General features: G+C 41.5%; 22 protein-coding genes. 14 read left to right on the top strand and 8 right to left on the bottom strand.

The window, feature by feature from the left end:
* The first annotated feature begins 21 nt into the window (after positions 1-21).
* Positions 22-828 (top strand): sterol desaturase family protein, encoded by an 807-nt coding sequence (locus ACMUMQ_RS02930; RefSeq protein ID WP_414680533.1) that lies wholly within the window; start codon positions 22-24, stop codon positions 826-828.
* 178 nt (positions 829-1006) lie between these two features.
* The gene (locus ACMUMQ_RS02925; protein WP_414680532.1) at positions 1007-2047 is read left to right on the top strand and encodes a Gfo/Idh/MocA family protein; all 1041 of its coding nucleotides are present in this window, start codon (positions 1007-1009) and stop codon (positions 2045-2047) included.
* A gap of 96 nt (positions 2048-2143) precedes the next feature.
* On the opposite strand, the gene ACMUMQ_RS02920 is transcribed toward ACMUMQ_RS02925, so the two are convergent.
* Complete coding sequence (locus ACMUMQ_RS02920) at positions 2144-2935, bottom strand: inositol monophosphatase family protein (protein WP_414680531.1); 792 nt, start codon at positions 2933-2935, stop codon at positions 2144-2146.
* Positions 2936-3223: 288 nt separating this feature from the next.
* Here ACMUMQ_RS02920 and trmJ point away from each other — a divergent pair, with 288 nt between their 5' ends.
* Positions 3224-3946, top strand: coding sequence for a tRNA (cytosine(32)/uridine(32)-2'-O)-methyltransferase TrmJ (gene trmJ, locus ACMUMQ_RS02915; protein WP_317002977.1), 723 nt, complete (start codon positions 3224-3226; stop codon positions 3944-3946).
* Between the two features lie 145 nt (positions 3947-4091).
* Here the strand turns inward: trmJ and gnd are convergent, their stop codons facing one another.
* On the bottom strand, positions 4092-5615 hold the full coding sequence (gnd, locus tag ACMUMQ_RS02910; RefSeq protein WP_414680530.1) for an NADP-dependent phosphogluconate dehydrogenase: 1524 nt from the start codon (positions 5613-5615) through the stop codon (positions 4092-4094).
* A 514-nt stretch (positions 5616-6129) separates the two neighbouring features.
* Here gnd and ACMUMQ_RS02905 point away from each other — a divergent pair.
* The 4 genes from ACMUMQ_RS02905 to ACMUMQ_RS02890 all read left to right on the top strand — a co-directional run bounded on the left by ACMUMQ_RS02905 (position 6130) and on the right by ACMUMQ_RS02890 (position 9911).
* Positions 6130-7686: a phosphoenolpyruvate carboxykinase gene (locus tag ACMUMQ_RS02905; RefSeq protein ID WP_414680529.1), complete on the top strand. Its 1557-nt coding sequence runs from the start codon at positions 6130-6132 to the stop codon at positions 7684-7686.
* 111 nt (positions 7687-7797) lie between these two features.
* On the top strand, positions 7798-8577 hold the full coding sequence (locus tag ACMUMQ_RS02900; protein WP_414680528.1) for a TatD family hydrolase: 780 nt from the start codon (positions 7798-7800) through the stop codon (positions 8575-8577).
* Entirely contained in the window at positions 8574-9449 is an 876-nt protein-coding gene (locus ACMUMQ_RS02895; RefSeq protein ID WP_414680527.1) for an SDR family oxidoreductase, read from the top strand. Before ACMUMQ_RS02900 ends, ACMUMQ_RS02895 begins: the two co-directional genes overlap by 4 nt.
* A 51-nt stretch (positions 9450-9500) precedes the next feature.
* Positions 9501-9911 carry a hypothetical protein gene (locus ACMUMQ_RS02890; RefSeq protein ID WP_414680526.1) on the top strand — a complete coding sequence of 137 codons (411 nt, stop codon included), beginning with the start codon at positions 9501-9503 and terminating at the stop codon, positions 9909-9911.
* A 97-nt stretch (positions 9912-10008) separates the two neighbouring features.
* On the opposite strand, the gene ACMUMQ_RS02885 is transcribed toward ACMUMQ_RS02890, so the two are convergent.
* Positions 10009-11928 (bottom strand): beta-ketoacyl synthase, encoded by a 1920-nt coding sequence (locus tag ACMUMQ_RS02885; RefSeq protein WP_414680525.1) that lies wholly within the window; start codon positions 11926-11928, stop codon positions 10009-10011.
* Between the two features lie 104 nt (positions 11929-12032).
* Positions 12033-12911, bottom strand: a complete 879-nt coding sequence (locus ACMUMQ_RS02880; RefSeq protein WP_414680524.1) for a glucosaminidase domain-containing protein — start codon at positions 12909-12911, stop codon at positions 12033-12035.
* Positions 12912-13298: 387 nt separating this feature from the next.
* On the opposite strand from ACMUMQ_RS02880, the gene ACMUMQ_RS02875 reads away from it, so the two are divergent.
* The 3 genes from ACMUMQ_RS02875 to ACMUMQ_RS02865 all read left to right on the top strand — a co-directional run bounded on the left by ACMUMQ_RS02875 (position 13299) and on the right by ACMUMQ_RS02865 (position 16164).
* The gene (locus ACMUMQ_RS02875) at positions 13299-14456 is read left to right on the top strand and encodes a GGDEF domain-containing protein (protein ID WP_414680523.1); all 1158 of its coding nucleotides are present in this window, start codon (positions 13299-13301) and stop codon (positions 14454-14456) included.
* A 443-nt stretch (positions 14457-14899) separates the two neighbouring features.
* Complete coding sequence (locus ACMUMQ_RS02870) at positions 14900-15547, top strand: TetR/AcrR family transcriptional regulator (RefSeq protein WP_414680522.1); 648 nt, start codon at positions 14900-14902, stop codon at positions 15545-15547.
* A complete protein-coding gene (locus ACMUMQ_RS02865) occupies positions 15544-16164 on the top strand; it encodes a LysE family translocator (RefSeq protein WP_414680521.1) in 621 nt (206 codons plus the stop codon). The genes ACMUMQ_RS02870 and ACMUMQ_RS02865 overlap by 4 nt, the downstream gene beginning before the upstream one ends.
* A gap of 87 nt (positions 16165-16251) precedes the next feature.
* Here the strand turns inward: ACMUMQ_RS02865 and upp are convergent, their stop codons facing one another.
* Positions 16252-16908, bottom strand: coding sequence for a uracil phosphoribosyltransferase (gene upp / locus ACMUMQ_RS02860; RefSeq protein ID WP_317002987.1), 657 nt, complete (start codon positions 16906-16908; stop codon positions 16252-16254).
* 264 nt (positions 16909-17172) lie between these two features.
* On the opposite strand from upp, the gene lon reads away from it, so the two are divergent.
* The gene (gene lon, locus ACMUMQ_RS02855; RefSeq protein ID WP_414680520.1) at positions 17173-19614 is read left to right on the top strand and encodes an endopeptidase La; all 2442 of its coding nucleotides are present in this window, start codon (positions 17173-17175) and stop codon (positions 19612-19614) included.
* A 141-nt stretch (positions 19615-19755) separates the two neighbouring features.
* The gene (locus ACMUMQ_RS02850) at positions 19756-21135 is read left to right on the top strand and encodes an MATE family efflux transporter (protein WP_414680519.1); all 1380 of its coding nucleotides are present in this window, start codon (positions 19756-19758) and stop codon (positions 21133-21135) included.
* A 10-nt stretch (positions 21136-21145) separates the two neighbouring features.
* Here ACMUMQ_RS02850 and ACMUMQ_RS02845 read toward each other — a convergent pair whose 3' ends face one another.
* Positions 21146-21910 (bottom strand): TlyA family RNA methyltransferase, encoded by a 765-nt coding sequence (locus tag ACMUMQ_RS02845; RefSeq protein ID WP_414680518.1) that lies wholly within the window; start codon positions 21908-21910, stop codon positions 21146-21148.
* Positions 21911-22031: 121 nt separating this feature from the next.
* Here ACMUMQ_RS02845 and ACMUMQ_RS02840 point away from each other — a divergent pair, with 121 nt between their 5' ends.
* Positions 22032-22871, top strand: a complete 840-nt coding sequence (locus ACMUMQ_RS02840) for a sulfurtransferase (protein ID WP_414680517.1) — start codon at positions 22032-22034, stop codon at positions 22869-22871.
* A 113-nt stretch (positions 22872-22984) separates the two neighbouring features.
* A complete protein-coding gene (locus tag ACMUMQ_RS02835) occupies positions 22985-24154 on the top strand; it encodes a nucleotide sugar dehydrogenase (RefSeq protein WP_414680516.1) in 1170 nt (389 codons plus the stop codon).
* A 71-nt stretch (positions 24155-24225) separates the two neighbouring features.
* Here the strand turns inward: ACMUMQ_RS02835 and ACMUMQ_RS02830 are convergent, their stop codons facing one another.
* Together ACMUMQ_RS02830 and ACMUMQ_RS02825 are read right to left on the bottom strand one after the other, a co-directional pair.
* Positions 24226-25386, bottom strand: coding sequence for a capsular polysaccharide export protein, LipB/KpsS family (locus ACMUMQ_RS02830; protein WP_414680515.1), 1161 nt, complete (start codon positions 25384-25386; stop codon positions 24226-24228).
* Positions 25387-25441: 55 nt separating this feature from the next.
* Positions 25442-26254, bottom strand: coding sequence for a glycosyltransferase family 2 protein (locus ACMUMQ_RS02825; RefSeq protein ID WP_414680514.1), 813 nt, complete (start codon positions 26252-26254; stop codon positions 25442-25444).
* Positions 26255-26321: the final 67 nt, after the last annotated feature.

Genomic DNA, 26321 nt, shown 5'->3' with positions numbered 1-26321 from the left:
CCCGTTTAGGCAGAGCGCAATATGATTGATTTTAACTTACGTATAAGTGTGTTTCTTTTGGTGTTTAGCGCATTGCTGATTTGGCAGTGGCAGCGTCCAAGAAGCGCTCTTTTACAATGGCGTCAGCGTTGGCAGCATAATATTGTGCTGTTTATGTTTGGTGCTCTGTGTGTTCGTATTGCGCAACCTTTGCTTTTATCTTTGGTGGCAGTGTTTGGTCAGAATTTCGGCCTATTTAATACGTTTGACTTGCCTTTTTGGGGCGTAGTTTTACTCAGTGTCTTAGCGCTGGATTGCCTTATTTATTGGCAGCATAGGCTGTTTCATGAGATTCCCTTATTATGGCGACTTCATAGAGTTCATCACTCTGACCCTGAGTTAGATGTCAGCTCGGCAATACGCTTTCATCCAATTGAAATCCTTTTGTCTCTCGTGATCAAAGCCTCGGCGGTTCTTGTATTAGGTATTCCGGTTGAGGCAGTGTTGATTTTTGATATGTTGTTAAACGCATCTGCTATGTTTAATCATACAAACGCTAGGCTTCCTAAATGGCTTGAGCCATTGGTTCAACTTGTCATCATTACGCCAGATTTGCATCGTATTCATCACTCTAGAGTGTCTGAAGAAACCAACAGCAATTACGGCTTTTTTCTGAGTATTTGGGATGCGGCGTTTCGCAGCAAAAGAAAGCAGGCACTTAACGGCGATGAAAATTTGAACATAGGTTTTCCAGGAACAAAAACCTACCAGCCGGACTCTTTGAAGGCGTTATTAGTTATGCCTTTTAAAACTTTTCAAAAAAGTGACTTCAAGAAGCGCTTACATTAAATTCTCTATCTTGTAATTTCCAAAAGCTAGCTGGCATAGATCAATTTTCTTTTTAGTAAGAAAGATAAAAAAATGCCAGTGGACTATCATTCTAATTGACGTCAAACTGTGGGCGTTTTTAGGCACTGAACCTTTTTGCTAGTGTCTGTCTGTTGATTATGTCTGTGGGGAAAATCCTATGAAGAAGATACGCTGGGGTATTATTGGTACCGGTCAGGTGGCCCATTCATTCGCAAGTGACTTTCGTTATGTGAAGTCGGGCGAGCTCCGTGCCGTTGCTTCTCGTGATAAGGCGTCTGCGGATAAATTTTCAACGGAGTTTGATATTGAATTAGCCTTTGTGGATTATTTTTCGCTGATTAACAGTCATGAAGTAGATGTTATCTACATCGCTGTTCCTCATATTTATCATTATGATTTGACCAAAGCCTGTATTTTAGCGGGCAAAGCGGTGCTTTGTGAGAAGCCATTTACGCTTAATGAAAGTCAATCAAAAGAACTTTACGACCTCGCTTTGGCAAACAATGTCTTTGTCATGGAAGCGATGTGGACACGCTTTAATCCTGTTATTGAACAAGTTCTTGAGTGGGTTGAAGAAGGGGATATTGGCACTTTGAGTAGTATTCAAGCCAACTTCAACTTCCTTGCTCCGACCGATCCTGAGCATCGCTTGATGAAGCTTGAAATGGGTGGCGGTGCTTTATTAGATATTGGGATTTACCCTGTTTTCTTAGCGCAACTTTTCTTCGGTAAGCCGGATTTTATACAAAACCAAGCGGTGATCGGAGACACAGAAGTGGATGTCTTTGAGCAGATTCTATTAGGTTGGGAAAGCGGTCAGTTGGCTTCACTGGAGGCGTCTTTGATCTCTTATAATCCTAATCGTGCTGTGTTGTCTGGCTCGAAAGGCTATATTGAAATCGCTTCAGAATGGTTTAAAGCTAAGTCATGCCGCATTGTAACAGGGGAAGATCAAGAGCGCGCTGTGGAATTTGATTTCCCAGGTAATGGCTATCAATTCGAGGTTGATGAAGTAAACAGATGCCTTGAGGAAGGCTTACTTCAAAGTCCTAATCACAGCTGGCAAGACAGCCTAGAGCTTATGGCGACACTAGATGAAATTCGTCAGGATATTGGTTTATTTTACCCAGGTGAAGAGGTGAGCGATTCCCACGATGTGCATGAGCATCATCACGAGCACCATCATCATAAACACTGATGTTAATGAATTTTTAGCAGAGTAAAGCTTATTGCAGGCAATAAAAAAGGGCCTCTTTCGTAACAGGAAAGAGGCCCTTTTTATATGTTTTGGATATTACGCGCTAAGGTGTTTATTTAGCGTAGGCAATAATGCTTTAAATAGGCGCGGCGCTGCACATAGTACATTGCCTTTTTCTAAGCTTGGCGAACCATCGAAGCCTGCGAACAAACAACCAGACTCTTTTGCGATAAACAAAGGTGCTTGCATTTCCCATTCGCGAAGATTGATACCCCATGCGCCGTCAAGACGACCTGCTGCAGCATTCGCTAACATCAAAGCTGGAGCGTCTTGCATTACAACGCGTGCGCCTTTTTCTGCAACTTCAGTAAGCACAGCAAATTGACCAGACAAATAAGTCGATGTGCGATCTGTCGCAGGGAATTGAGCTGCCAATGTTGCATTATTTAATTCACGAGCTGTACTGCTGCGAATACGAGAGTTGTTTAGGTAAGCACCACGGCCTTTACTTGCGTAAAATTCGTCTTTTGTATGTGGGTTTAGCACAAGAGCGTGCTCCACTTTACCGGCAACTAAATAGCTCATAGTAATGACGTGACCAGTTAGGCCTCGTGAAAACAAATGTTGACCTTGAATCGCATCAATAATCCATTCGCCTTCTTCACCTTTTTGTACTGTACCTTGAAGGCGAGTAGTAATCGTGTCTTCTGGGTAGGCTTTTTCTAGGTGGTAAACAATGCTGCGTTCAGCACCAGAGCAAACAGTTTCATAAACGTGTTCAGCTGATTGACCTTGTTCTTTATCAAAAAGCAATTTCTCTTGAGAGTGAACTATATATTCTGCAGCAGAGCGAGCTGCCTTAAGTGCGACATTGATTCTAGGTTGCATAATTTACCGTCGATTATTCCATCATTAAAAAGCACATACCGTCAGTAGGACGACAAGTTGCCAAATTAAAGTGTTTAAAAGTAAGTGTTAAAGAGCGGGCAACCAGCTGATTTTTATTTCATTGGATAAAAAATGAGCGGATGGCCTAAATAAGAGCGCGAATTCTAGCTCAATACAGCCAGCTTTACTAGTTAAGTTTTGATGAAAAACTGATCAGTTTAAGGCTTTGTAATAAATATCTGATAAGATACGCGGATTTATTAAATCGCTATTATTGGTACTCATAGAATGCAAAATAAAGTCAGAATTGTCCTTGTTAATACTTCCCACCCCGGCAATATTGGGGCGGCTGCCAGAGCCATGAAAAACATGGGGTTAGCAGACCTTTATCTTGTTGCGCCTAAGCAGTACCCAAGTGATGAAGCGGTAAGCCGAGCTTCTGGTGCAACGGACATATTGGAGAATGCCGTAGTCGTGGAAACATTGGAAGAAGCTTTAGCGGATTGCCAGTTAGTCATCGGAACCAGTGCTCGTGAGCGTAATATTCCTTGGCCTTTGGTTGATCCAAGACAAGCGGCTGATTTGGTGTTTGATGAAGCTTTAGAAACAGCATTTGTTTTTGGTCGAGAAGATCGAGGCTTAACAAATGAAGAGTTACAGCGTTGTCATTATCATGTTCATATTCCGTCTGTTGAAACGTTTAGTTCACTGAATTTAGGGGCTGCGGTGCAAGTCATTGCTTATGAACTGCGTATGAAATCATTGTTAATGAAAGACGCTCCAGCGGTGGAAAGCAAATGGGATGTGCCAGCTGCGACTGTGGAACAAACAGATTATCTACTTGAGCACCTTGAAAAAGTATTGGTCCAAACAGAATTCTTAGATCCTAAAATGCCAATGCAGGTGATGACGCGCTTTCGCCGACTATTTCAGCGTTCTCGATTAGATCAGCAAGAGCTTGGTATGTTAAGAGGCATGCTAACCTCAATGGAAAAACAGATGAAGAAGTAATCGCCTAAATTTTAAGAGTGAAAGGCAAGATTGGAAGGCGAGGGCGACAGTTTAAGCCGAAAGATTAGAAAATTGAGCGCATGAAAAACCGCAAACGGATTTATTCAGTTTGCGGTTTTTTATGGCTATTTTGGGCTTTTACAGATTACGCTTTGCGTTCTGGGCGGCCTTCTTCTTGCCAATAAGTATGGAACTTCTGGCCTGGCTCAGAGTCGACTCGCTCGTACGTGTGAGCACCGAAGTAGTCGCGTTGTGCTTGCAATAGATTGGCTGGTAATACCTCAGAGCGGTAGCCATCAAAGTAGGCAAGAGCAGAGAAAATCGACGGAGCAGGAATGCCAGATTGAGCGGCTAGAACAACTGTTTTACGAAGACCTGCTTGTTTGCTTGCCATAGCATCTGCGAAGTAATCGCTCAGAAGTAGGTTTTCAAGTTCAGGATTATCAATAAAGGCATCAGCGATTTTCTGTAAGAAAGAAGCTCGAATGATACAACCACCACGCCAGATTTTAGCAATGTCGGTAAAGTTCAGTTTCCAGTCGTATTCTTTCTGAGCGGCGCGCATGAGTTGGAAGCCTTGTGCGTAAGCACAAATTTTCGCGCAGTAGAGCGCTTGTTCAATTGCATTCTCAACGTCTTTTGCTTCAATCTCACCGCTTTCTACATCAGCAACTAACTTTCCAGCTGCATGTTCACGTTCTGCGGTTAATGTGCTGAGTGCGCGAGCGTAAACAGATTCGCTGATGATGCCTGCTGGAACGCCCATTTGAGTTGCGCTGATAGATGTCCAGCGACCTGTGCCTTTTTGGCCTGCGCTGTCGAGAATCATATCGACTAATGGTGCGCCAGTTGCTTCATCATATTGCTGAAGAATATCTGCTGTGATTTCGACAAGATAACTGTTTAAAACGCCTTGGTTCCATTTTTCAAACAGTTTGCCTATCTCTTCTGGCTCATAGCCTAATAAGGAGCGAAGTAGGTGATAGGCTTCACAGATAAGTTGCATGTCAGCATATTCGATGCCGTTGTGAACCATTTTCACATAGTGACCTGCGCCATTTGGCCCCAAGTATGCTGTACATGGTTCGCCTTCTGTTACAGGCTTGCCAGGTGTGTTGCTAACAATAGGTTTGCCATCTTTATCCACTTTAGCGGCAACAGCTTCCCACATTGGTTGTAGGTATTTCCACGAATCTGCATCGCCACCAGGCATTAATGATGGGCCAAAGCGAGCACCCACTTCGCCACCAGATACTGCGGTGCCAAAGAATTTGAATTTTTCTTTGTATTCAGATTCACGACGAATAGTGTCTGTCCATTGGCTGTTACCGCAATCTACAACAATATCGTCGGCTTCTAGGCCCGATTTAATAAGGTTGTTACATACGGCATCAACAGGGCTTCCTGCAGGAACCAGAACCACGATAACGCGAGGTTTCACTAGGTTCGAAAGCATTTCTTCCATGCTGGAACAACCGATGATTCTAGCGTCTGTTACTGTATCCGGGCGTTCTTTTGCCTCGGTATCAAGGACGTCTTTTACTTTATGTGTATCAAGATCAAAACCAGCAACTCGGTAACCATGATCGGCTAAGTTTAAGGCTAAGTTTTTACCCATGACACCCAGGCCGACAAATCCAATATTGCAGTTCTGATTCGTTTTTAACATAAATATCGATCAACCTTTTGAACAATTGGGAGGGAATTTAAGAACTAATCTTATCACGAAGCGAGACAGTTCAGGACATATTGAATGCATGAAAAGTTTAAAAAATTATGTTTTTTTGATGTCATTTAATAGAAATCCCACACAATTAGTGTCTGTTTATTGAGCTAAGACAATAAATTTACTTTTTATTTCTATTAAATTGTTGGTTAAAAAGGCGCTTTTTGACGAGATAGAAAGAGAAAAAGAAAGAAAATTACAAGATCATCAAGCACGAAAATACTAAAAAGTATTGGTCTTCCTCAAATATGGCTAAAAAGCCCATTTTTTCTTATTTTGTCATACAAATCAAAAGCTTATATTTTTAGTTATTCTTTCAGAATGGTAATAAAATAACATAATGTTATAAGGATATGCTTTCTTAGAATGCTTTGTTAGTATCTGGCGGTGTCTAAAAAAGCACCGATAATAATTCAAATAATCAGATTAACTTTTATTGCTCAGAGGATTTAGCAAAATGAATGCCCCAACAAGTGTGACTCGAACACATAGAAACTTAACGACACCTCAGCTGGTTGAAAAAGCGCTGCTGAATAATGAAGGTGTTCTTGCGGATAATGGAGCACTTGTCGTTGAGACCGGCGCTCGTACAGGGCGTTCTCCGATGGATCGTTATATTGTAGAGGAAGCATCTAGTAAAAATAATATCCAATGGGGAGGGGTTAACCGACCTTTTCCAGAAGCAAAATTTGCTCCGTTATGGGATCGAGTGACAAGTTATTTGGATGGACGTGAATCTTTTGAGTCGAGCCTTCATGTCGGCTCGGGTGACCAATATTATTTGCCAGTTCTCATGCGTACGGAAACGGCGTGGCATCACCTTTTCGGACGTAATTTATTTATACGTCCAGACATTTATAATCCTTTATCAAAAAGTGAGTGGCAGATTTTAAATGCTCCAAACTTTGTTTGTGAGCCGGAAAGAGATGGTACAAATTCAGATGGCTGTGTCATCTTAAACTTTGCTGAGCGTAAAGTGTTAATTGCTGGTATGCGTTATGCCGGTGAAATGAAGAAAGCGATGTTTTCTGTGCAAAACTACTTATTGCCAGAGTACGATGTTTTGCCTATGCATTGTGCAGCTAACGTAGGGTCTGATGACGATGTTACTTTGTTTTTTGGTCTGTCTGGTACAGGAAAAACGACCCTGTCTGCTGACCCAGAGCGTTTTTTAATCGGTGATGATGAACATGGTTGGGGAAAAGGAACTGTCTTTAATATTGAAGGCGGTTGCTACGCAAAAACAATCGATTTATCGCAGAAGAATGAACCTATTATTTGGGATGCGATTAAATTTGGCACTATTGTTGAGAATGTTGTATTAGATGCGAAGACGCGAGTGGCAGATTATGCTGATACATCCTTAAGCCAAAATGGTCGTGCTGGTTACCCTCGTGAGCATATTGAGAAACGAGCATTGGATAACCATGCGGGCGAACCTAATGCGATTATCTTTTTAACTTGTGACTTAACGGGTGTTTTGCCTCCTGTCTCAGTTCTTTCTAAGGAAGCGGCGGCATATCATTTTTTGAGTGGTTATACTGCCTTGGTTGGCTCTACGGAAGTTGGAGCAGGAACGGGGATAAAGTCTACTTTTTCTACTTGCTTTGGTGCGCCTTTCTTTCCTCGTGCAGCGGATGTTTATGCCGATCTGCTGATCAAACGTATCGAAGAGTTTGGTAGTCAGGTGTACCTAGTCAATACAGGTTGGACTGGCGGTGCTCATGGCAAAGGAGGTAAGCGTTTCAGTATCCCAACAACTCGTGCTGTTATTGCGGCTATTCAATCAGGTGCACTGATTGGAGCGACGACGGAGCATTTAGAGGATGTAAATTTAGATGTGCCATTACAGGTTCCAGGTGTGGATAGTCTATTACTTAACCCTCGCAAAACTTGGTCTGATCAAGCTGCATATGAAGAACAGGCTCAAAACTTGATTGCTCAATTTGTAGAGAACTTCAAGAAGTTTGATACTGTCTCTGAGTCGATTAAAAAAGCAGGGCCATCGCTTTAAAGTATTTTTGTGTCCTTCTTTTGCAAAGCCGTACTTTTATAGTGCGGCTTTTTTATTTTTGTCTACGTCATAGCTAGTGCTTTATATAGTAAATCATGTAATCTTTTAAGCATGATAATTGATAGTCACTGCCATTTAGATTTCAGTGTATTTGATGATCAGCGTGATCAATTGATGATAGATTGCTGTAATAGTGGTGTGTCAGGTTTTCTTGTGCCTGCAACTCAATATTCAAGCTGGTCAAACCTTGAATCTCTAGTAAAGCGTTACCCTCAATGGCGTGCCGCTTATGGTTTGCATCCTTACTTTTTAAAAGACGCATCGCTTGAGCAAATAGAGCGACTCGCTGATCAATGTGAGACTGAGCGAGTGGTGGCGGTTGGCGAAATTGGTTTGGATTTGTGGCCAGGGTCAGTTGATATGGCGATTCAAATGGCTTTCTTTTCTCGGCAGCTGTCAGTGGCTAAAGCACTTGATTTACCCGTAATTTTGCATGCTCGAAAAAGCTACGATCTTATCTTTAAATGTTTACGTGAAGCTGGATTTAAGCGTGGCGGCATTGTGCATGCTTTTAATGGTAGCTTTGAGCAAGCAAAGCGATTTTTAGATATGGGGTTTGTGCTTGGGATTGGCGGTACCATTACTTATCCTAGAGCCAAAAAAGCGCACAGAGTATTAAACGCCTTAGAAAACAGTGCATTTGTGCTTGAAACGGATTCGCCAGATATGCCTTTACATGGTTCTCAAGGGCAAGTGAACACACCGCTTTCTGTTCTCGATGTGGCACAACATGCAGCGATGATACGAGATGAAAGTGTAGAGCAGATAACCGCACAGACCTGTGCTAATCTACTGAGAATTTTCCCTACGTGGTATGAGGATTTACATTGAATACAGTACAAAATATTAATGCGCCAATCCGCATTCTTCTTTTAGGGAGCAATACCGAAGTAGGCTCTTCTTTATTGCAGTTGTCGAAAGAAAAAAGCGAGTTTGAATGGTTGTGTCCTGAAGAAACTATCTTGTTGGGGGGAAATGCAGAGTCAGAGTTGGCTGCAATGCAATTTGATGTGGTCATTGACGCTCTAAGTTTGCGTTATGCCTTGCAAGATGATCACTCTGCTTTTCAATCAGTTTTGAATTATTTGAGTGATAAAGTCGAAGCGCCGCTGCTTATGATCAGTAGCTCAAGAGTATTTTCTGGCCACAAAGATGCTCCGTATGCAGAAACCGATGAGCCAGATAGTACAGAGCCTTATGCTCAAGCGTTAGTAAAAGCAGAATCGATTGTATTGAGCAACCCTAAAAATATTGTGCTCAGAACAGGGTGGTTATTCAGTGGGCAAGGGGATGATTTTGTTTGCAGAACGCTTGGTTTAATACAAGATGGTGTGAACCTTGCTTATAAAGATGATCTGATTGGTAGTCCAACACCTATTTCGGATTTGGCTCGAGTTATTTTTTCTATGGTGAATCAAGGGCATTACGGTTCGATGAATACGGGTATTTACCATTATTGTTGTGCAGAAGAGATAAGTTGGATTGGTCTGGTTGAAGCTATTGTGGCGACGTCAGGTCAGTTTGATCCTAAAGCCCAAGTAGAGGTTGAGGCCATTGGCGATGCGTTTTCTGATGTGCAAGATCATGTAATGCGTAGGCAGTCGTTATCTTGTCGAAGAGTGTTTAATCACTTTGGTATTAAACAAAGACCATGGCGCTCAAAACTACGAAATTTGGTTAAAGAATTATATCAAGCGCAGTAATCGGTGGGCTTGAGGTGCTCATAAATCGAAAAGGTGGATGATGTGTATAGAATGAATTTTAAAGCAATAATCTTGGTATTTGTTTTTCAGGTCATTGCTGGCGTGCTTTGGTATGCATCAACCCCTTCATTATTTTTAGGGCGATCATTGCTTGAGGATGTTAGCCAGCAACAGCCGGAAGCTAAAGTTGTCTTGATGTTCGCTTTTTCTGCTTTTATGTATTTGTTGTTCATTGCTTGGTTGTTAGGAAAAGTTCAGATTCCATCTATCTTTGGGCGATTCTGTTTGGTGGTGGGGATATGGATTTTTATTGTACTCCCAAACTTGTTCTTCGTGAGTTTGCACTTAGAACTTGGCCCATCTGAAGAGATTTACCTTTTATCTTATGGTTTGGTGAACACTCTGTTGGCCGCTTTGATACTACCTTTGTCCCGAACTTCCAGGTCGATATTTAAAGATTAGAAATTCGTTGTAGAAGCAGAGTTGCCGTAGAAAGGTATTTATTCAAAGAAGAGATCAGCCAACACCTTATTTTAGATGTTGGCTAATAAATGAATGCTTATTTCAAATCGCTAAATTCATTTTCGATATCGCTCAGATTCACTGCAACATCGTATCCAGGCAGCTGGATTTCATTGCTAGAAATGTTTAGATCTTCACCACCGAGTACATTGAAGCCGAATTTATAAATAGGCAAAGCTTCACCTTTAATCGCTGCTTGATTGTATTGCTCTGCTGCGTCAAGTACCTTGGCATTCTTTGCTTTGTACTCGTCTATCTGCTCAGCGTTATAGCGTTTCTCTAGCATTTTCATTGTCTGATTTGGTGACAGTAAAACCGCTGTTGCATTGTTTCCGCCGAAACCTTTTGAGTTAAGAAGAGCTGCGTCAAAGTAATCTTTGCCGTACGCTTCATGCTTCAGTTGAAATTTCAAGCCGTCTTGATAAACGTCATCTGCTATTGCATGAGATGTTGTGATTCCAGGTAAAATACCGTCTTTCCAAACACCGAGAGATAAATGAAGTTGATCTCCGCCAGCGGTTCCTTGGGAATGTCCTAAGAAAGCTTTCATAGCAACAACAGGAATGTCAGTCGCACCAAAGCTGGTGGCTGCTTCGCTCAGTACGTGAGATTCTGTCACTCTGTTTTGCGGTGTGCTAGTACCATGGGCTTGAATGAAGGTACGCTGAGTTAAGCCATCATTACCAATGATGTTTTGCAAATACGCCATGGCTTTGCTCATGGTTAGGTAGTTGCCAATGCCAGGTGCAGAGATGGATTTTTTGTGCCCATCAGCATAAGAGAATACAGCAGGAATCGCGCCGTAAATTTCCGCTCCAAGCTCGATAGCAAGTTCATCATCCATAAGCAATGTCCACTGGCTTGACTCGCCAATAGTAAAGCCGCAGTTTTGTGCAAAAGGACGACAGCTGCGAGTATGGTCTGGCTCAGCTTGATTACTGATTTGGTCTAAGGCAAGAAGAGCTGTGTCTTCTGCCAAAGCTCCCATAGTTCTAAAGCCTTCAATGATTTCAGCTGTAATTGGAGCATCACTGCCACCAACCATAGCAACACGGAATTTTCCTGATTTGATGCCATCGATGGCTTTTTCTAAGTTGAAAAAGTAGGTTGCACATGCACCGATAGAAGTACCAACACTTCCGACGCTGCCTAGTATGTAGGCATTAACGAAGTCAGCAGGCATTTGAGCATAGCCTAAAGGAAGGTGTTTTGATGTCGTGCGCTTACCCATTAGGGCAGACTTAAGCATACCGCCAAAGCCAAGGTCGTCCATTTGGCCAATGGAGTTTGCAGCATAAACAGCCATTTGGTCAGGAGCCACTTTGCTACGAATAACTTCCCAGTCGATTCCGCTGCTTTTTATTGCATCAGATGCGCCATATACCGTCATTTGCAAGCCGCGAGGATGGTTGCGGCTCTGGTAAAGCTTGGAAGGGTCAAATCCTGTTGGCAATTGTCCAGCAGCTTTAACAGATAAAGGTCTTGTGTCTTTTATAAAGGTTTCTAAGCTTCCATCGACAACGACCTCGCTCAGTGTGTCTGAGATTTCAGTGACTTGCCAATTTGTTGGGCGCTCTTTTGGTAGTGAGCGAGTTTTTGTTGTAAAGCTTAATTTTTCATCAGGAGTACTGGCGTTCAACGTCGTCGATTTATGTAAAACAACGTGATCTACATCGAAAAGGTCAGGGTGAATGCGACGAATTAATGTGCGAGCAAGTAAAGAATCGCCAATGCTATCGATAAGGGATGCAGAATCTAATGATTCTCCGCCCTCTGTATGCCACATGCCATTTTTGTATTCTGCCATATTGGTCAGAGTGGCAAGATCTAGTAAAACGTCCTGCTGGATAGAGCTTGGTAAAAGGTCAAAAACAATTCGGCGATATGCTTGATGTGAAGAAGTACGACCAGCCGAATTTATTCCGCCAAAGCCAACAATAACAGGTAAACGGGCCAATTGAATTTCCTCGTTTGGTGAGTGGGTAAAATATTACGGTATTGTAATGAAGGGGGGCACTCTTAGCCACCCCATAGAAGAGATTTCCTAATACTTATATGGATTTATTGCGCTTTTGGATTGGGCTGTGATTTGTTAAAGCGCCATAGTTTGTTGTAACTGATAAGTCCTTCAATTTCCTCAACATAAGCGTGGCCTCTCTCAGAATAGTGCTCTAGGCCATGAACCAAAATTAAACCTGTAATGGCTTTACCTTTTTGGCGTAGCGTTGCACGAGCGGCTCTGAGCTCTTTGTAAGCTGCGTTACTGTTTAGGTTATCTATGTAGGCAAAAACAGACTCTCTTGCATCGTGGAATTTACGAACTTCATGATCTGCACCATCATTTCTGGAGGCTGGAACTAACCCACAGCCTTTTCGGAAACACCATTGGCCAAAAAAGTTATTGCCTTCAGTGGCAAAGCGAGATGTGCCCCAAGCAGACTCATTGGCTGCCTGTGCTAGTACAAGAGAGGTAGGGATAATATCAACATGGTGTAATAACTCTTTTAGGTCTTGTTTAGAGTAAGTGTCTAAAACTTGGAGCTTGTGATATTTGCGCATTGTTGATACCCACATTTTTTCTCTGTTCGACATAGTGCTTTTGTTTAACAGTGCATTTATCCGTTTTCGATCATCTTGTGTGAGCCTGTTCTTTTCATATGCGAATTGAGCTAGAAAATTGAAAAAAGCGGCTTTTCGGGCTTTTATATTAGCGATAGTTGAAAAATCAGGTACGTCAGATTTTATTGGGTGGGATTTGAAATATGCTTTTTCAAAAGGCGTGGCTTCATCTTCGTCAAAATCAAACGAGCCTAGGCTTTCTACTTCGTCAACAGAGTTGTGGCTTTCCTGATCTTCACTGCGGTTAATAAATGCACCTAGAATGATCAGTAGAAGGATGATGATCACAAAATAGACATCTAAAGTTTTGTTCTTGTTCATAAAAAAGCCAAAATCTCAAATACGTTTCATGCTATGCTTTTTACCTAAAAGGTTCTGCATAGCCCGTGATCATTATCTAAATGTAGTACCATTATCTAAAAAACTAAAACCATTTAATAGCTTTAGTTTTTGTTTGGCTTACAAAAATTATGATATAGATTGTTTGCTCTATCGGAAGTGTTCTAATTTCTTGGTTTTCATTGATAAAATTACTTTTTTAAACTTACATGTCAGTGATGTATTTCTATAGTCAAGATAATGCATAATAGTACTGTATGAAGACATGTAAGTATTTACCTTAATTAAGTCAAAGTGTCATTTTTGATCGTTTTTTACAGGTGATGTATCCACTTGTCTATTCGAATAATTGTTTGGATTTGAGCTAATATGTCTGAGCGTTTGAAGTCACTGTTGGCACCGTTTTTCATCCTCATTGTTAGTGTGTATGCCAGTTTATATGTAAACCACTTGTCATCTTTATGGCTTGGTTTGTTGCCTTTGTTACCGGTGATTTTAGCCGGTGTGGGGATTCTACTCTCGTGGCATTTTAACAAAGGTCGTGTCCTCCTCTTGGTGCTTTTGCTCTTGATTCCGAAGTTATATGGTGACTTTGACCAAGACGCGTCTCTAACGGCTTATTTAGTGGTTTCATGTTTTTGTATTGCTTTGCTTGGATTTGTTCAAGAACGAGGCTTTTTTAATCGATTTGCCATCAATCGCGGCTTATTCATTTTGATGTTGGTGAGCTGGTGTTATGCCATTGAACGTAACTGGGTATCGTTTGCTTTCCTAGATAAAGCTTTCTTTCAGACGGCAACCACTTGGTCCGTTGTTCTACTTTGGTGTGTGTTGGCGGTGAGTCTATCTGCGATCAGTGTTGCTTGGTGGTTAAGCGGTGATGCTTTTCGAGCTTGCGGGTTGATGAGTATTGTAAGTCTGCTGATCATCAGTCATTTCGCGATATCAGATACTCAATTTGATGCACTTCTGTCTGCTCAGTTTTTACTGTGGATTTGGTTCTTGCTGATGGAAAGTCACCGTATGGCTTACCTTGATGATATGACCAAATTACCAGGCAGGCGTGCGTTAAATGAAAAGTTGGTTGGTCTGCCAAAGCAATATGCATTAGCTATGGTGGATGTTGATCACTTCAAGAAGTTTAACGACACTTATGGCCATGATATGGGCGATAAAGTGTTAAAGAGTGTTGCGACTCAATTGAAGCGCTTTTCTAGCCCAGGGCGAGCTTTTCGTTATGGTGGGGAGGAATTTACCGTAGTCTTTCGTCATGATCGAATTGATGAAATCGTAGAAGTTTTAGAATTGGTTCGTGAAAACATACAAGAAACGTTAGTTCAGGTACTGGAGCCAAAAAAGAAGCGAGAGATAGATGTTAACGTTACGGTAAGTATTGGCGTTGCTTTTGCTGATGTAGGGGAGCTTCCAGATTCTGTACTAAAAAGGGCAGATGAGGCCTTGTATCGCTCTAAAAAGAAAGGCCGAAACCTTGTTTCTAAGTCTTTACCTCCTAAAAAAGTACAATAAACTAAAAAAATTGATCGATCGGTCAATTTTTTTGCCTTCTACCTATTGCACTGTGAAATCAGCTGCATATAATCAATGTATGACTTACATAAGCCATTGTGTTTTTCTCTGAAAATGAAGGGTCAAAGCACAGTGTGTTTTCGGTAGATTCTTATTTCTACTGACGATGGTTTTTCCATCGATTCAAAACATTGATTCTGCAATGCTTTCATTGCGATCAATCACAGCGCCAACGTGGTGTAGCAGTTAGCCTAGTGACGAATGCCTATAGTCACGCAGGTCTCTGCTACGAGGGGAAATGGGGAGCTTCGGCTCCCTTTTTTTATGCTGCTAACTTCTTCGTGCTTATTCTAAAAAATGTTATCCTACTTTCTTATGATTTATATCGAATGACTTCAGTATGAAGGCTTTTTTAGTGTATCTGTGAGCAGTGAGGCATATCCTTGACTAAAACAACAAGAGCAAAAGATCAGCTAAAATCTCATATTAGAGAGCAGAACCAAGCGCTTATTTTAGAAACATCAGAGCGTGTTTTTGCGCGCCAAGGTTTGGCGAAAACGACAACACAAATGATTGCGAATGAAGCTGGGCTGCCAAAGGCGAATATTCATTATTATTACCGCTCTAAGAAAGACTTATTAGAAGCAGTCCTTGAGCGTATTTTGCGACTTTGGCTGGATTCGGTAAGCGAATTTAATGTTGAAGATGGGCCTAGAATTAACCTTACTCGTTATATTAGTGAGAAAGTTGATCAATCTCGAATGAACAAAAATGCTTCTAAAGTGTTTGCGATGGCGTTGATTGGAGAAGAGCCGTTTGTGCTCGATTATTTAAAACGTTTGTTTGTCACTGAATTGGCTCGTGAAAAAGCGACGCTACAAACTTGGATTGATCAAGGTTTGATGGAACCTGTCTCTACTGAGCATCTTTTTATCAGTATTTGGGCGATGACTCAGACGTATGCCGACTTTGACGCGCAGGTGAAAATTGTTTTGCAAAAAGATACTTTAGAAGATTCCGACTATGAAGAAGCAAAACACTTTATTACTCGTATGGTATTAGCCAGCTGTGGCGTGGAGTTAGAGGAATGACACTAGAAAGCGGTATTACTTTTTTCTTCGCAATTTTGATTTTTGCGGTGACGCCAGGTCCAGGTGTCTTTGCTGTGATCGCTAAAAGCATGACGAAAGGCGCGCGCGCCAGCGTTTCTCTTTGCCTTGGCATGGTGATGAGTGACATTGTTTATTTGGTGATGGCTTGTTTTGGTCTGGCTGCGATTGCGTCTACTTGGGAAGGTGTTTTCTTGGCGATTCGCTATATTGGCGCTGCGTATCTTATTTATCTTGGTTGGAAAATGTGGGTGGCGCCAGTAGCCACGTCTTCTGAAGATTTTACTCAGCTTGAATCAAAAAGCGAAGTGGCAAGCTTTATACAAGGCTTTATGATTTCTGCATCGAATCCTAAAGTGATTCTATTTTATATCGCCTTTTTACCGACTTTCATGGATTTAACGGTATTAAGTGGTTTTGATATTGTGATTGCGGCGGTACTTGCTTTCACTGCTCTGATGCTGGGAATCAGTTCAATTTCTGTCGGGGCTTCACAAGCCAGACGCTTAATGAAATCTGAGCGCTCAATGAAGAGACTGAATCGTACGTCAGGTGGAATCATGGCAAGTGCCGGTGCTTTTCTAGCCCTGAAAAGCTGATTGTTTGATCTTGTTCGTATATTACAGAAGAGCCTCTTTTCTTAACCCGAAAAGAGGCTCTTTTTTAGTACGTTAGTGGTTTGGTGATTATCGAGTTCCGTAGATGCGATCACCAGCATCGCCCACACCTGGGCGAATGTAGGCGTGATCATCCAATCCACGGTCGATTGCACCTATGTACATTGCAACATCTGGATGAGCTTTTTTGAATGCTTCTATGCCTTCTGGAGCTGCAAAAAGACAGATGAATCGTATGTCTGTTGCCCCCATTTCTTTCATTTTATCGATGGCCATAATTGCCGAATTACCTGTTGCAAGCATAGGGTCGACAACAATGATGGTGCGCTCATTCACAGAATGCGGCATTTTCAAATAATATTCTACCGGTTGCTTGGTATCTGGATCTCGATACAAGCCAACATGACCAACGCGTGCAGAAGGAGACAGTTTAAGAACGCCTTCAGCTAAGCCATTGCCAGCTCGCATAATAGTCACAATACAAAGTTTCTTTCCTTTTAGCGCAGGGCACATTGCTTTTTCGAGAGGGGTTTCGATTTCAATGTCCTGCGTTTCTAAATCGCGTGTTGCTTCGTAGCCGATTAGAGTTCCAAGCTCTTCCACTAACATACGGAATTCTCTCGTGCTGGTATTTTTGTCACGCAGGCTGGTGAGTTTGTGTTTTACAAAAGGGTGCTCGATTACAAAAATATCATTGTAGGTACTAAGTAGTTCATCGCGGGTCATCGGCCTGTCCTTTATTTTGAACTTTGGAGGTAAGGTGGGTTTGTGCTGTGCTTATGCTTTTTATAATAGCATTAAGTGAATAGAGGCCAAATAACTAATCTTGTCCTCTTGGTTGATTTTTAATAAGTAAGGAAGGATGTTGAAAGGTTAGATTAAGTGTTGTTTTTAGTCAGATCGTCATTACATAAGAGGGAATTACAGATAAATTACCATGTTAATTTTTCATTCTTTTGAAAAAGAAAGGGAATTATTGAGACGTTTCTTATGATTGATGACGAACAATATTTAGATATACAAGAAGACGATAATTTAAGCCAAGAAGACGAAAGTGTTGTGGTGAGCGACCCCAAAGGTTTGGCGCTGCCAGATGATGTGCTACCAGAAACTTTATTTGTTTTGCCAATCACGAGTCGGCCTTTTTTCCCGGCTCAAATTCAGCCAGTTATGGTGGATGCAGATAAATGGGAAGACACTCTAGAGCGAATTGCAGAACACCCACAGGCAGCCGTTGGATTAGTTTATTCAGATAAAAAAGAGAATGGAGCTGCACCAACTGTTGATGATTTTCGCACGATAGGGTGTGTGGCTCGAGTCCATAAAGCGGAAAAGCAGAATGAAAAACTGACGTTTTTGGCTCAAGGTGTGAAGCGTTTCGAGGTGATTGAGTGGTTAAGTGAGACAGCTCCTTACCTTGCTCGAGTTCGCTACATTAATGACTCAAAAACCAATGACGACGAATCTAAGGCTTATTCCATTGCAATTCTGGATGCGATTAAGGAGTTGATACGCCTAAATCCTTTGTTTAGTGAAGATCTGAAACTGTATTTAGGACGTTTCTCTTTCAATGAGTCCGGATTGCTAGCGGATTTTGCGGCTTCCATTACCTCTGCTGAAGCGGAGGATTTATACGAAGTATTGGCCACAAAACCGATTCAAGCGCGTATGCGTTTGTCCTTGACTCTTTTGAAGAAAGAGCTAGAAATTGCGCGTCTGCATAATGAAATCAGTGCCGAAGTAAACGATAAAATTAGCAAGCATCAACGAGAGTTCTTTCTCAAAGAACAGCTTAAAGTTATCCAAAAAGAACTCGGGATTTCAAAAGATGATCGCACTTCCGACGTGGAAACATTTGAAGCCAGATTGGAAGGTAAAACACTGACAAAAGCAGTGAACGATAAAATACAAGATGAGCTTCATAAGCTGAGTATTCTTGAAACCGGTTCACCAGAATATGGTGTGACAAGGAATTACTTAGACTGGGCAACATCATTGCCTTGGGGTGTTCATTCTGAAGATAATTTAGATATCAAACTTGCTCGTGATGTTCTTGAGTCACATCACGCTGGTCTAGGCGATATAAAAGATCGCATTGTCGAGTTTTTGGCGCTGGGTGCGCATCGCGGTGAAATGGGCGGCTCCATATTGTTGTTGGTTGGACCTCCTGGTGTGGGTAAAACGTCGATTGGTAAATCCATTGCGGAATCATTAAACCGTAAGTTCTATCGATTTAGTTTGGGTGGAATGCGTGACGAAGCTGAGATCAAAGGTCATCGACGCACTTATATCGGCGCTTTGCCGGGTAAGTTTGTGCAGGCGCTAAAAGATGTTGAGGTGGAAAACCCTGTGATCATGTTAGATGAGATCGACAAAATTGGTTCTTCTTTCCAAGGCGATCCAGCATCCTCTTTGCTTGAGGCACTAGATCCAGAGCAAAACAGTGAGTTCCTTGATCATTATTTGGATATGCGCATTGACTTGTCGAAAGCCTTGTTCATTTGTACGGCCAATCAGCTTGATACCATTCCATCACCTTTGTTGGATCGTATGGATGTTATTCGTTTGTCTGGTTATATTGCAGACGAGAAGCTCGCCATTGCCAAACAGCATTTATGGCCTAAATTACTTAAGAAAAACAAGCTGCTAAAGAAACAACTCAATATTACCGATGCCGCATTGCGTCATATTATCGAGCATTATGCTCGTGAAGCGGGTGTTCGAGGGTTGGATAAACTTCTACAAAAGGTGTTAAGAAAATCGGTTGTTGAATTAATGACAGGCGAAAAAGAGCACATTAATGTGGGAGTGAAAGATGTAGAAGCCTTGCTTGGTATGCCGTATTTCCGTGCTGAGAAGACTTTGCAAGGAGTCGGCGTGGTCACTGGTTTGGCTTGGACTTCTATGGGCGGAGCGACATTGCCAATTGAAGCTAATAAAGTGCATGAGCTCACGAGAGGTTTGAAATTGACCGGTAAACTGGGTGATGTCATGAAAGAGTCGGCAGAAATTGCTTATTCTTATGTTTTCTCCCATACGAAGAGTTATCAAAAATCCCCTGAATTCTTTGATAAGTCATTGGTGCATCTGCATGTGCCAGAAGGCGCAACACCGAAAGATGGTCCAAGTGCGGGTATTTCTATGGCAACGGCTTTATTGTCGTTAGCGAAAGGAGAGCCTGTTCGTCGAGGATTGGCCATGACGGGGGAGCTAACATTAACAGGACAAGTGCTCGCCGTGGGCGGTATTCGGGAAAAGATTATTGCGGCTAAGCGAAGTAAAATTAACGAAGTGATTTTACCAGAGCCGAATCGTCGTGATTTTGATGAGTTACCGGATTCAGTAAAAGATGGCATGACGGTGCATTTCGCAGAGCGTTTTACCGATGTAGAGAAAATCGTATTTAATCGTGAAAATTCCTCTATTCATTAGCGTTATCGGTAAAGTAAGGATTCTCTCAAAAGGCGAGACATGAGAAAATAAAGAACCGGACAAGAGCTTGCTTGTCCGGTTTTTTTTATTTTCAGCGCTGGCCTCTACACTGTGTTTTAGGTCGTATTTTCAGGAGACAAAATGCCAAGTCCGGCAAAACTCACACAAGGTTCAACTTTTAAACATGTTGCTGTTATGTCGATGACAGGTGCATTTGGGTTGATGTGCATGTTTCTTGTCGATCTGGTTGATATGCTGTTTCTTTCTATGCTGGGCGAGAAAGAAGCGGTTGCTGCAGTTGGTTTTTCCAGCGCTATTATGTTTTTTACGATTTCTTTGAGTATCGCTGTTTCTATTTCTGCGACTGCTCTGGTTTCAAAGGCGATAGGTAAAGGGGATGTAGAGTTAGCCAAACGGCGATCCGTGAATGTACTGGCATTTGGCATTATTTTCTCTTCTTCTGTGGTGTGGTTTTTATGGCCTAAAATCCCTCATATTCTCCTGTTCGTTGGTGCGACGGGGCTTACTTTAGATTTGGCAACTGGGTATTTACAGATACTGATTCTTGGAATGCCGGCCGTGATGATAGGCATGATTGGCTCTGGTATTATGCGTGCGTTGGGCGATGCCCGTCGTGCTATGTATGCCACCTTAGTTGGTGGGTTAATCAATGCCGTACTAGATCCTATTTTTATTTTTGCATTCGGTTTAGGCGTGCAGGGCGCTGCGATTGCTTCTTTGGTTGCCCGTTTTTCAATGGTAGCTGTGTCATATTATGGCGTGGTTTATGTCCACAAAATGTTGGCTGAATTTGATTTGATGGATTTCTTTAAAGATGTGAAATCCATTTCAGTTATCGCTGTTCCTGCTATGTTGACGAATATGTCTTCTCCCTTGGCCAATGCAATTGTTATGGAGCATACGTCGTCATTTGGGGATGATGCTGTTGCGGCTGTGGCGATTATTGGTCGTGTTATTCCTGTTGTTTTTGCTGGCGTGTTTGCTTTGTCTGGCGCTGTTGGGCCGATTTTAGGGCAAAACTACGGAGCTGGTCGTTTTGATCGTATGCATGATGTCATTAGTAGTGCGGTTATTTATGCGTTTGGTTATTGTGTGCTCTTGTGTTTGTTTTTATATCAAATACAAGATTGGCTGGTGTCTGTGTTCAGTGCAACGCAAGAAAGTGCCGATTTGATCCGCTTTTTTGCGACCTTTGTTTCTTTTAGCTTTTTCTTTCAAAGTTTGCTGTTTATCGCTATCGCCGTGTTTAATAATTTAGGAAAGCCTTTTAATAGCACCTTGCTTAACTTTGGCCGTGCGACCCTAGGAACTTGGCCTTTGATTACGATATTTGCTTTGTTTATGGGCGCTGAGGGAATATTGTTCGGGCAAGCGATTGGCTCTGTCATATTTGGCTGTTTAGGCTTTTATATGGCGAGAAACTACATCACTGAATTGGAAGAAAAAGAGGCAGGAGAAATCACTCCAAGCCAACATCTAAATTACGACGAAATGTTATAAGTTCGCTTTTTTACGATTGAGCTCGAGTAGCCCAGAGTAAGAATTCTTGATTGCCATCTCCGCCTTTGATTGGGCTTTCAATGTAGCATTGAACCTCAAATCCCAGTTCTTTTACAAAAGCCTGAATGTCATGACTTAACAGGCTTACACGCTTTTGGTCTTTTACGATTCCCCCTTTGCCAATGAATTCCTTGCCCACTTCAAATTGCGGTTTGACCAATGTGATTAAGTGGCCGCTCTCACTCAGCAAGGCAGGCAATTGTGGGAGGATTTTTGTTTGAGAGATAAAAGAAACGTCCATTACTGCCAAGTCGAAACCGTTTTCAGGAAAGTGCTCGTTTAAATCGTCAACACAAAGGTTGCGAGCGTTGATGCCTTCCAAGCAAGTTATGTTTGGGTTGTCGCGTAAGCGTGAGTCTAATTGATCATGGCCAACTTCGATTCCGACCACATGAGCTGCACCCTGCTGTATCGCGCAATCACTAAAGCCACCAGTTGACTGGCCGATATCTATTACATTGAAACCTTTAATGTTTAGTTGAGTATGCGATAGCGCACCTTCTAGCTTTAATGCTCCGCGAGAAACGTATTTATCAGATTCATCTTGGGTGATGTTGAGTTCTACGTCGGGAGAGAGCTTTAAGCTAGGTTTGTTTACTTTCAACCAGGTTCCATTATGTTTGTATGAGACTCGGTTTGCGCTGATAAAAGCTTGAGCCTGAGAGCGAGACTTCGCTAAACCTTGCTCTGTAAGAATGATATCAATACGTAACATAAAAAAACTCGGAAGTTGAAATAATTAGTGTGAATATTAACAAAAACAGAAGAATCAAAGTAGGCTTGTAATAGATAACAAAAGCTTGCTCGTCAATTTTTAGCCTTGTTAAGGAATGATTGTGTTATTAAAAAGCTTGATAGATGCAAATGAACTGAATGTACTGCTTGAGCAGGAAAATGTGATTGTGCTGGATTGCCGATTTTATTTAACGAACCATTCAAAGGGGTTGTCTGAATATCAAAAAGGGCATATTCCCAAAGCTATTTTTGTTGATGTCCATCATCAGCTTGCATCTCCTGAGACAGAAGTGACGGGGCGTCATCCTTTGCCTGAGTCAGTTGTGTTTTCCAAGCAGTTGCAAGATTGGGGGATTCATTCTGAAAGCCAAGTGGTGGTTTATGATGACATGGGGGGCGCGATTGCTGCTCGAGCTTGGTGGATGCTAATTCAACAGGGTATTGATGTTCGTGTATTAAATGGTGGTTTTCCTGCCTGGTTGAAAGCTGGATTGCCTGTATCTTTAGAGAACGGATTGGCCAAATCAGTCGATTATCAGTTTGAAGTGGATTTTCCTTGGGCAGTTAATGAGCAAGCGGTTGTCGAAAACTTCGAAACAGATCAGTTTCAGTTAGTCGATGCGAGAACTCCTGATCGTTTTAATGGCGAGAATGAAACGATAGACCCTGTTGCCGGACACATTCCCGGTGCGATAAATCGCCCTTTTAGTGACAATTTGGATGCTGATGGTTGCTTCAAACCTGCAGAGCAATTACATGTCGAGTGGCAGGATTGGTTGTCGTCCAAGAGCAGTGATTATGTTTACTATTGCGGTTCTGGTGTTACCGCTTGTCATAATGTGCTGGCGTTGAACTATGCGGGAATAGAGGCGCATCTTGTATACGTTGGGTCTTGGAGTCAATGGGCTAAACGAATGCTCCGAGCAACGTCATTTTCATGATTTTTTCCTTTGAATTAGTAAAAAAGATAAATTAGACGTTTTTAATTATGTAACAGGCTGTAAAATAGCTGGCTAATCGTTATGACGTTTTTGATGGATAAGGACAAAGGTTAATGAAGATTGCTGTTGCAGGAACTGGGTACGTTGGTATTTCAAATGCACTTTTGTTAGCGAAGTATAATCAGGTTGTTGCTTTGGATATTGTTCCGGCAAAAGTAGATATGCTGAACAATAAAGTATCGCCAATTGAAGACAAAGATATTGAGCGTTACCTAGCTGAAGAAGAATTAAATTTTGTCGCAACACTTGATAAAAAAGCTGCTTTTCTTGATGCGGACTACGTCATTATCGCCACACCAACAGACTACGACCCAGAGACGAACTATTTTAATACCAGTCATGTTGAATCTGTTATCAAAGACGTTATGGAAATCAATCCAAATGCCATAATGGTAGTGAAATCAACGGTTCCTGTCGGTTTCACCAAATCTGCTCGTCAAAAATACTCGACTGATAATTTACTTTTTTCTCCTGAGTTCTTACGAGAAGGCAAGGCTCTGTACGATAATCTGTATCCTTCTCGCGTTATTGTTGGAGAGCAATCGGAGAGAGCTCAAGTGTTTGCAGACCTTCTTGTGCAAGGGGCAGAAAAAACAGACATAGATGTATTGTTGACAGATTCTACCGAAGCAGAAGCGATTAAATTGTTTGCTAATACTTATTTAGCAATGCGTGTGGCTTTCTTTAATGAATTGGATAGCTATGCGGAATCTCATGAACTTAATAGTCGCCAGATTATTGAAGGGGTTGGCTTAGATCCTCGAATTGGTAAACACTACAACAATCCTTCATTTGGTTATGGTGGTTATTGCTTACCTAAAGATACTAAGCAGCTGCTTGCTAACTATGACAAAGTGCCTAATAACTTAGTGCGTGCGATTGTAGACGCCAATGTCACTCGAAAAGATTTTGTTGCAGAATCGATTCTTAAAAATAAGCCAAAAGTCGTTGGTATTTACCGTTTAGTGATGAAAGTCGGCTCTGATAACTTTAGAGCTTCTGCGATCCAAGGTGTGATGAAGCGAATCAAAGCGAAAGGCGTTGAGGTAGTTGTGTATGAGCCGGCTTTATCAGAAGAGAACTTCTTTAATTCAAAAGTGATTAAAAGCTTAGAAGACTTTAAGGCAATGTCAGATGTCATCGTTGCTAATCGAATGACGGATGATATGTTGGATGTAAAAGATAAAGTTTACACTCGCGACTTGTTTGGTGTGGATTCGTGAGTAAATAGTAGACCTCTATTAAAAGTGTGCTGTATTAGAGGTCTACTATTTACTATGCAATTAATAGAATGTCAGTGCTCTTTTTCCAGAGACAGTGAAAAAGAATCTGTATGATGAAGTCTATTTTTGACCGCTTCAATATGCTCTTTGTCAGCACTTTTTCGAGACCCCGGTATGCAATATATATGCTTGAGGTAGGTGAAGAATTTATCCCGTAGAGCCGAATTTGCTTTCCATCCTTGCTCGATATTTTTTAGGGATTCTATTAGCTCGTTAGCATTCTTTGCGTTTTGTACAAGCCCATCAATATTGTAACAAGCATCGCCTAATGTAATGACTTGTTTGTTTAATAGTAATGCTTCCAGTCCTACAGTAGAGTTTATTGTAATAACAGCTTTCGCTTTTTCGATTAGCTCAGGTGTTTGATTCCCGTTGGCGAATATCGCCTTATCACTTTTATTGTAAAGAGAGTCATAATGTTTTGGCCAAGTTGGGTGTTCTTTAAATACGACTGTTAAGGATAGGTCAAGAGCTTCAACTGCCTTCATTACTTCCTCATAGAGCATCTCCATAGATGTGATCCAAGGGGAATGGCTGGCTATTTGGGTATCATGGGGTACTTGGAAGGCAACAAATAAAAAGTTATCGGGAAGGTCCTTGTTTCCAAATTCATTTCTTTTTTTGTGGTTTGCTCTTTGTGTAAGAGTCGGCAATGTAAAGGATAGTGTATTTTTAGGGTCAAAATTCAGGTAGAACTTTGGGTCCTGGCTTAATGATGATGCAGCGTTTACACCTTGAGGGTCTAATGTTGTTGTGCCTGGTAATAAGCCGTTCTCAAAGTAAAATACGTTTACCTTTAGATGCTCAGCAGCCATTACAGCTGTGATATTAGGGAGTTTTTTTCCATTCCAAACAACGATATTTTCAGGCTTTTCTTCATTAAATAGAGCTAAGTATTTTGCAAATCTAAGCTTTTCATAGAATGTCATTGCTTTAGCGTATATCGCTTCTATTAAAAAGAGTTCCCATACTTTGCTCTGTGCTTTTTTTCTTTTAATTTGGTTTTGAATTACCTTTGAGAAGTCTTTTCTATAAGCTTCTTTTAAATGCATTAGAGCCTGCAGTTTTGGCATTCCCATTACATGTAAGTTATACCCTTCACCTAGCTTTTCTGTAAGTCTTCTATAGTATTTTGCATGTAGGTTTTTTCTGGAAATGAATAGGTAATCCATTTTTGTGCCTGTATATTGAATTAGAGAGAATTTTAAATATTACTGCCTTTGCTTTTTAGTGGTTATCGATCCCCACTCTTGCTTTTATTACTTTATTTTTCTTAGTGTCTTCTCTGATTGCTCGACTGTTAGCCAGCATTTCAGGTGTGATGTAGCCACGTTTATGATCTAAGTGAATACAAACAGCTGAATAGCGAATACGTTTTGCCTTTAAGCCGTAGTTTACCAATCTGTCGCCAAACTCACAGTCTTGCCCGCCATATTGCATGGTTTCTTCGAAACCATTCACAGCTAATATGTGTTTTTTATAGCAGGATGCGCTGTGACCATTCCAAGTGGGACGAGCTGGACTGATTTTGTTTAAAAAAGACGCCCAAGCACCTTTTGCGGTCAACTTCATTGTTTTATGGGTCTTTTTTAGCCCCATACTAACGAGCCATTCCACGTCAAACGCTCTTTGGGTGACAATGTCTTCCTTAGTGATGGCTTGGCTGATGTTCATTGGTAGCTTGAAATAGCCGCCTGATAAATAAGTGTTAGGTTCTGAAAGAGCTAAATGCTGCTCAACAAAGTCTTTCCTTGGTATGCAATCCCCATCGGTGAAAATGAGATATTCACCTTCAGTTGCTAGGATAGCTTTGTTCATTATGCGGCATTTCTGGAATCCATCATCTTCTTGCCAAACATGCTTGATTGTAATGGAGGTTTCTTTTCGCATTCTCTCGATCAACTCTCTAGTCTCATCACGAGAGCCGTCATCCGCTATGACAATTTCGAAGTTGGTTGCTGTTTGTTTGAAAAAACCCCAAAGAACTTTTTCCAACCAAGCAGGAGAGTTGTAAGTAGTAAAGACAATGCTTGTTTTCATTGATTTGCCTAATGTTGAGTTTGTATTTTATAAATATTGAAGCTTTGATTCTAACTTAAAGGGTCTT

The organism is Marinomonas algae, from assembly GCF_047525555.1.
Classification (GTDB): domain Bacteria; phylum Pseudomonadota; class Gammaproteobacteria; order Pseudomonadales; family Marinomonadaceae; genus Marinomonas.
Note: the sequence above shows the minus strand (reverse complement) of the source record. Positions and strands in the feature narration are given on the sequence as shown.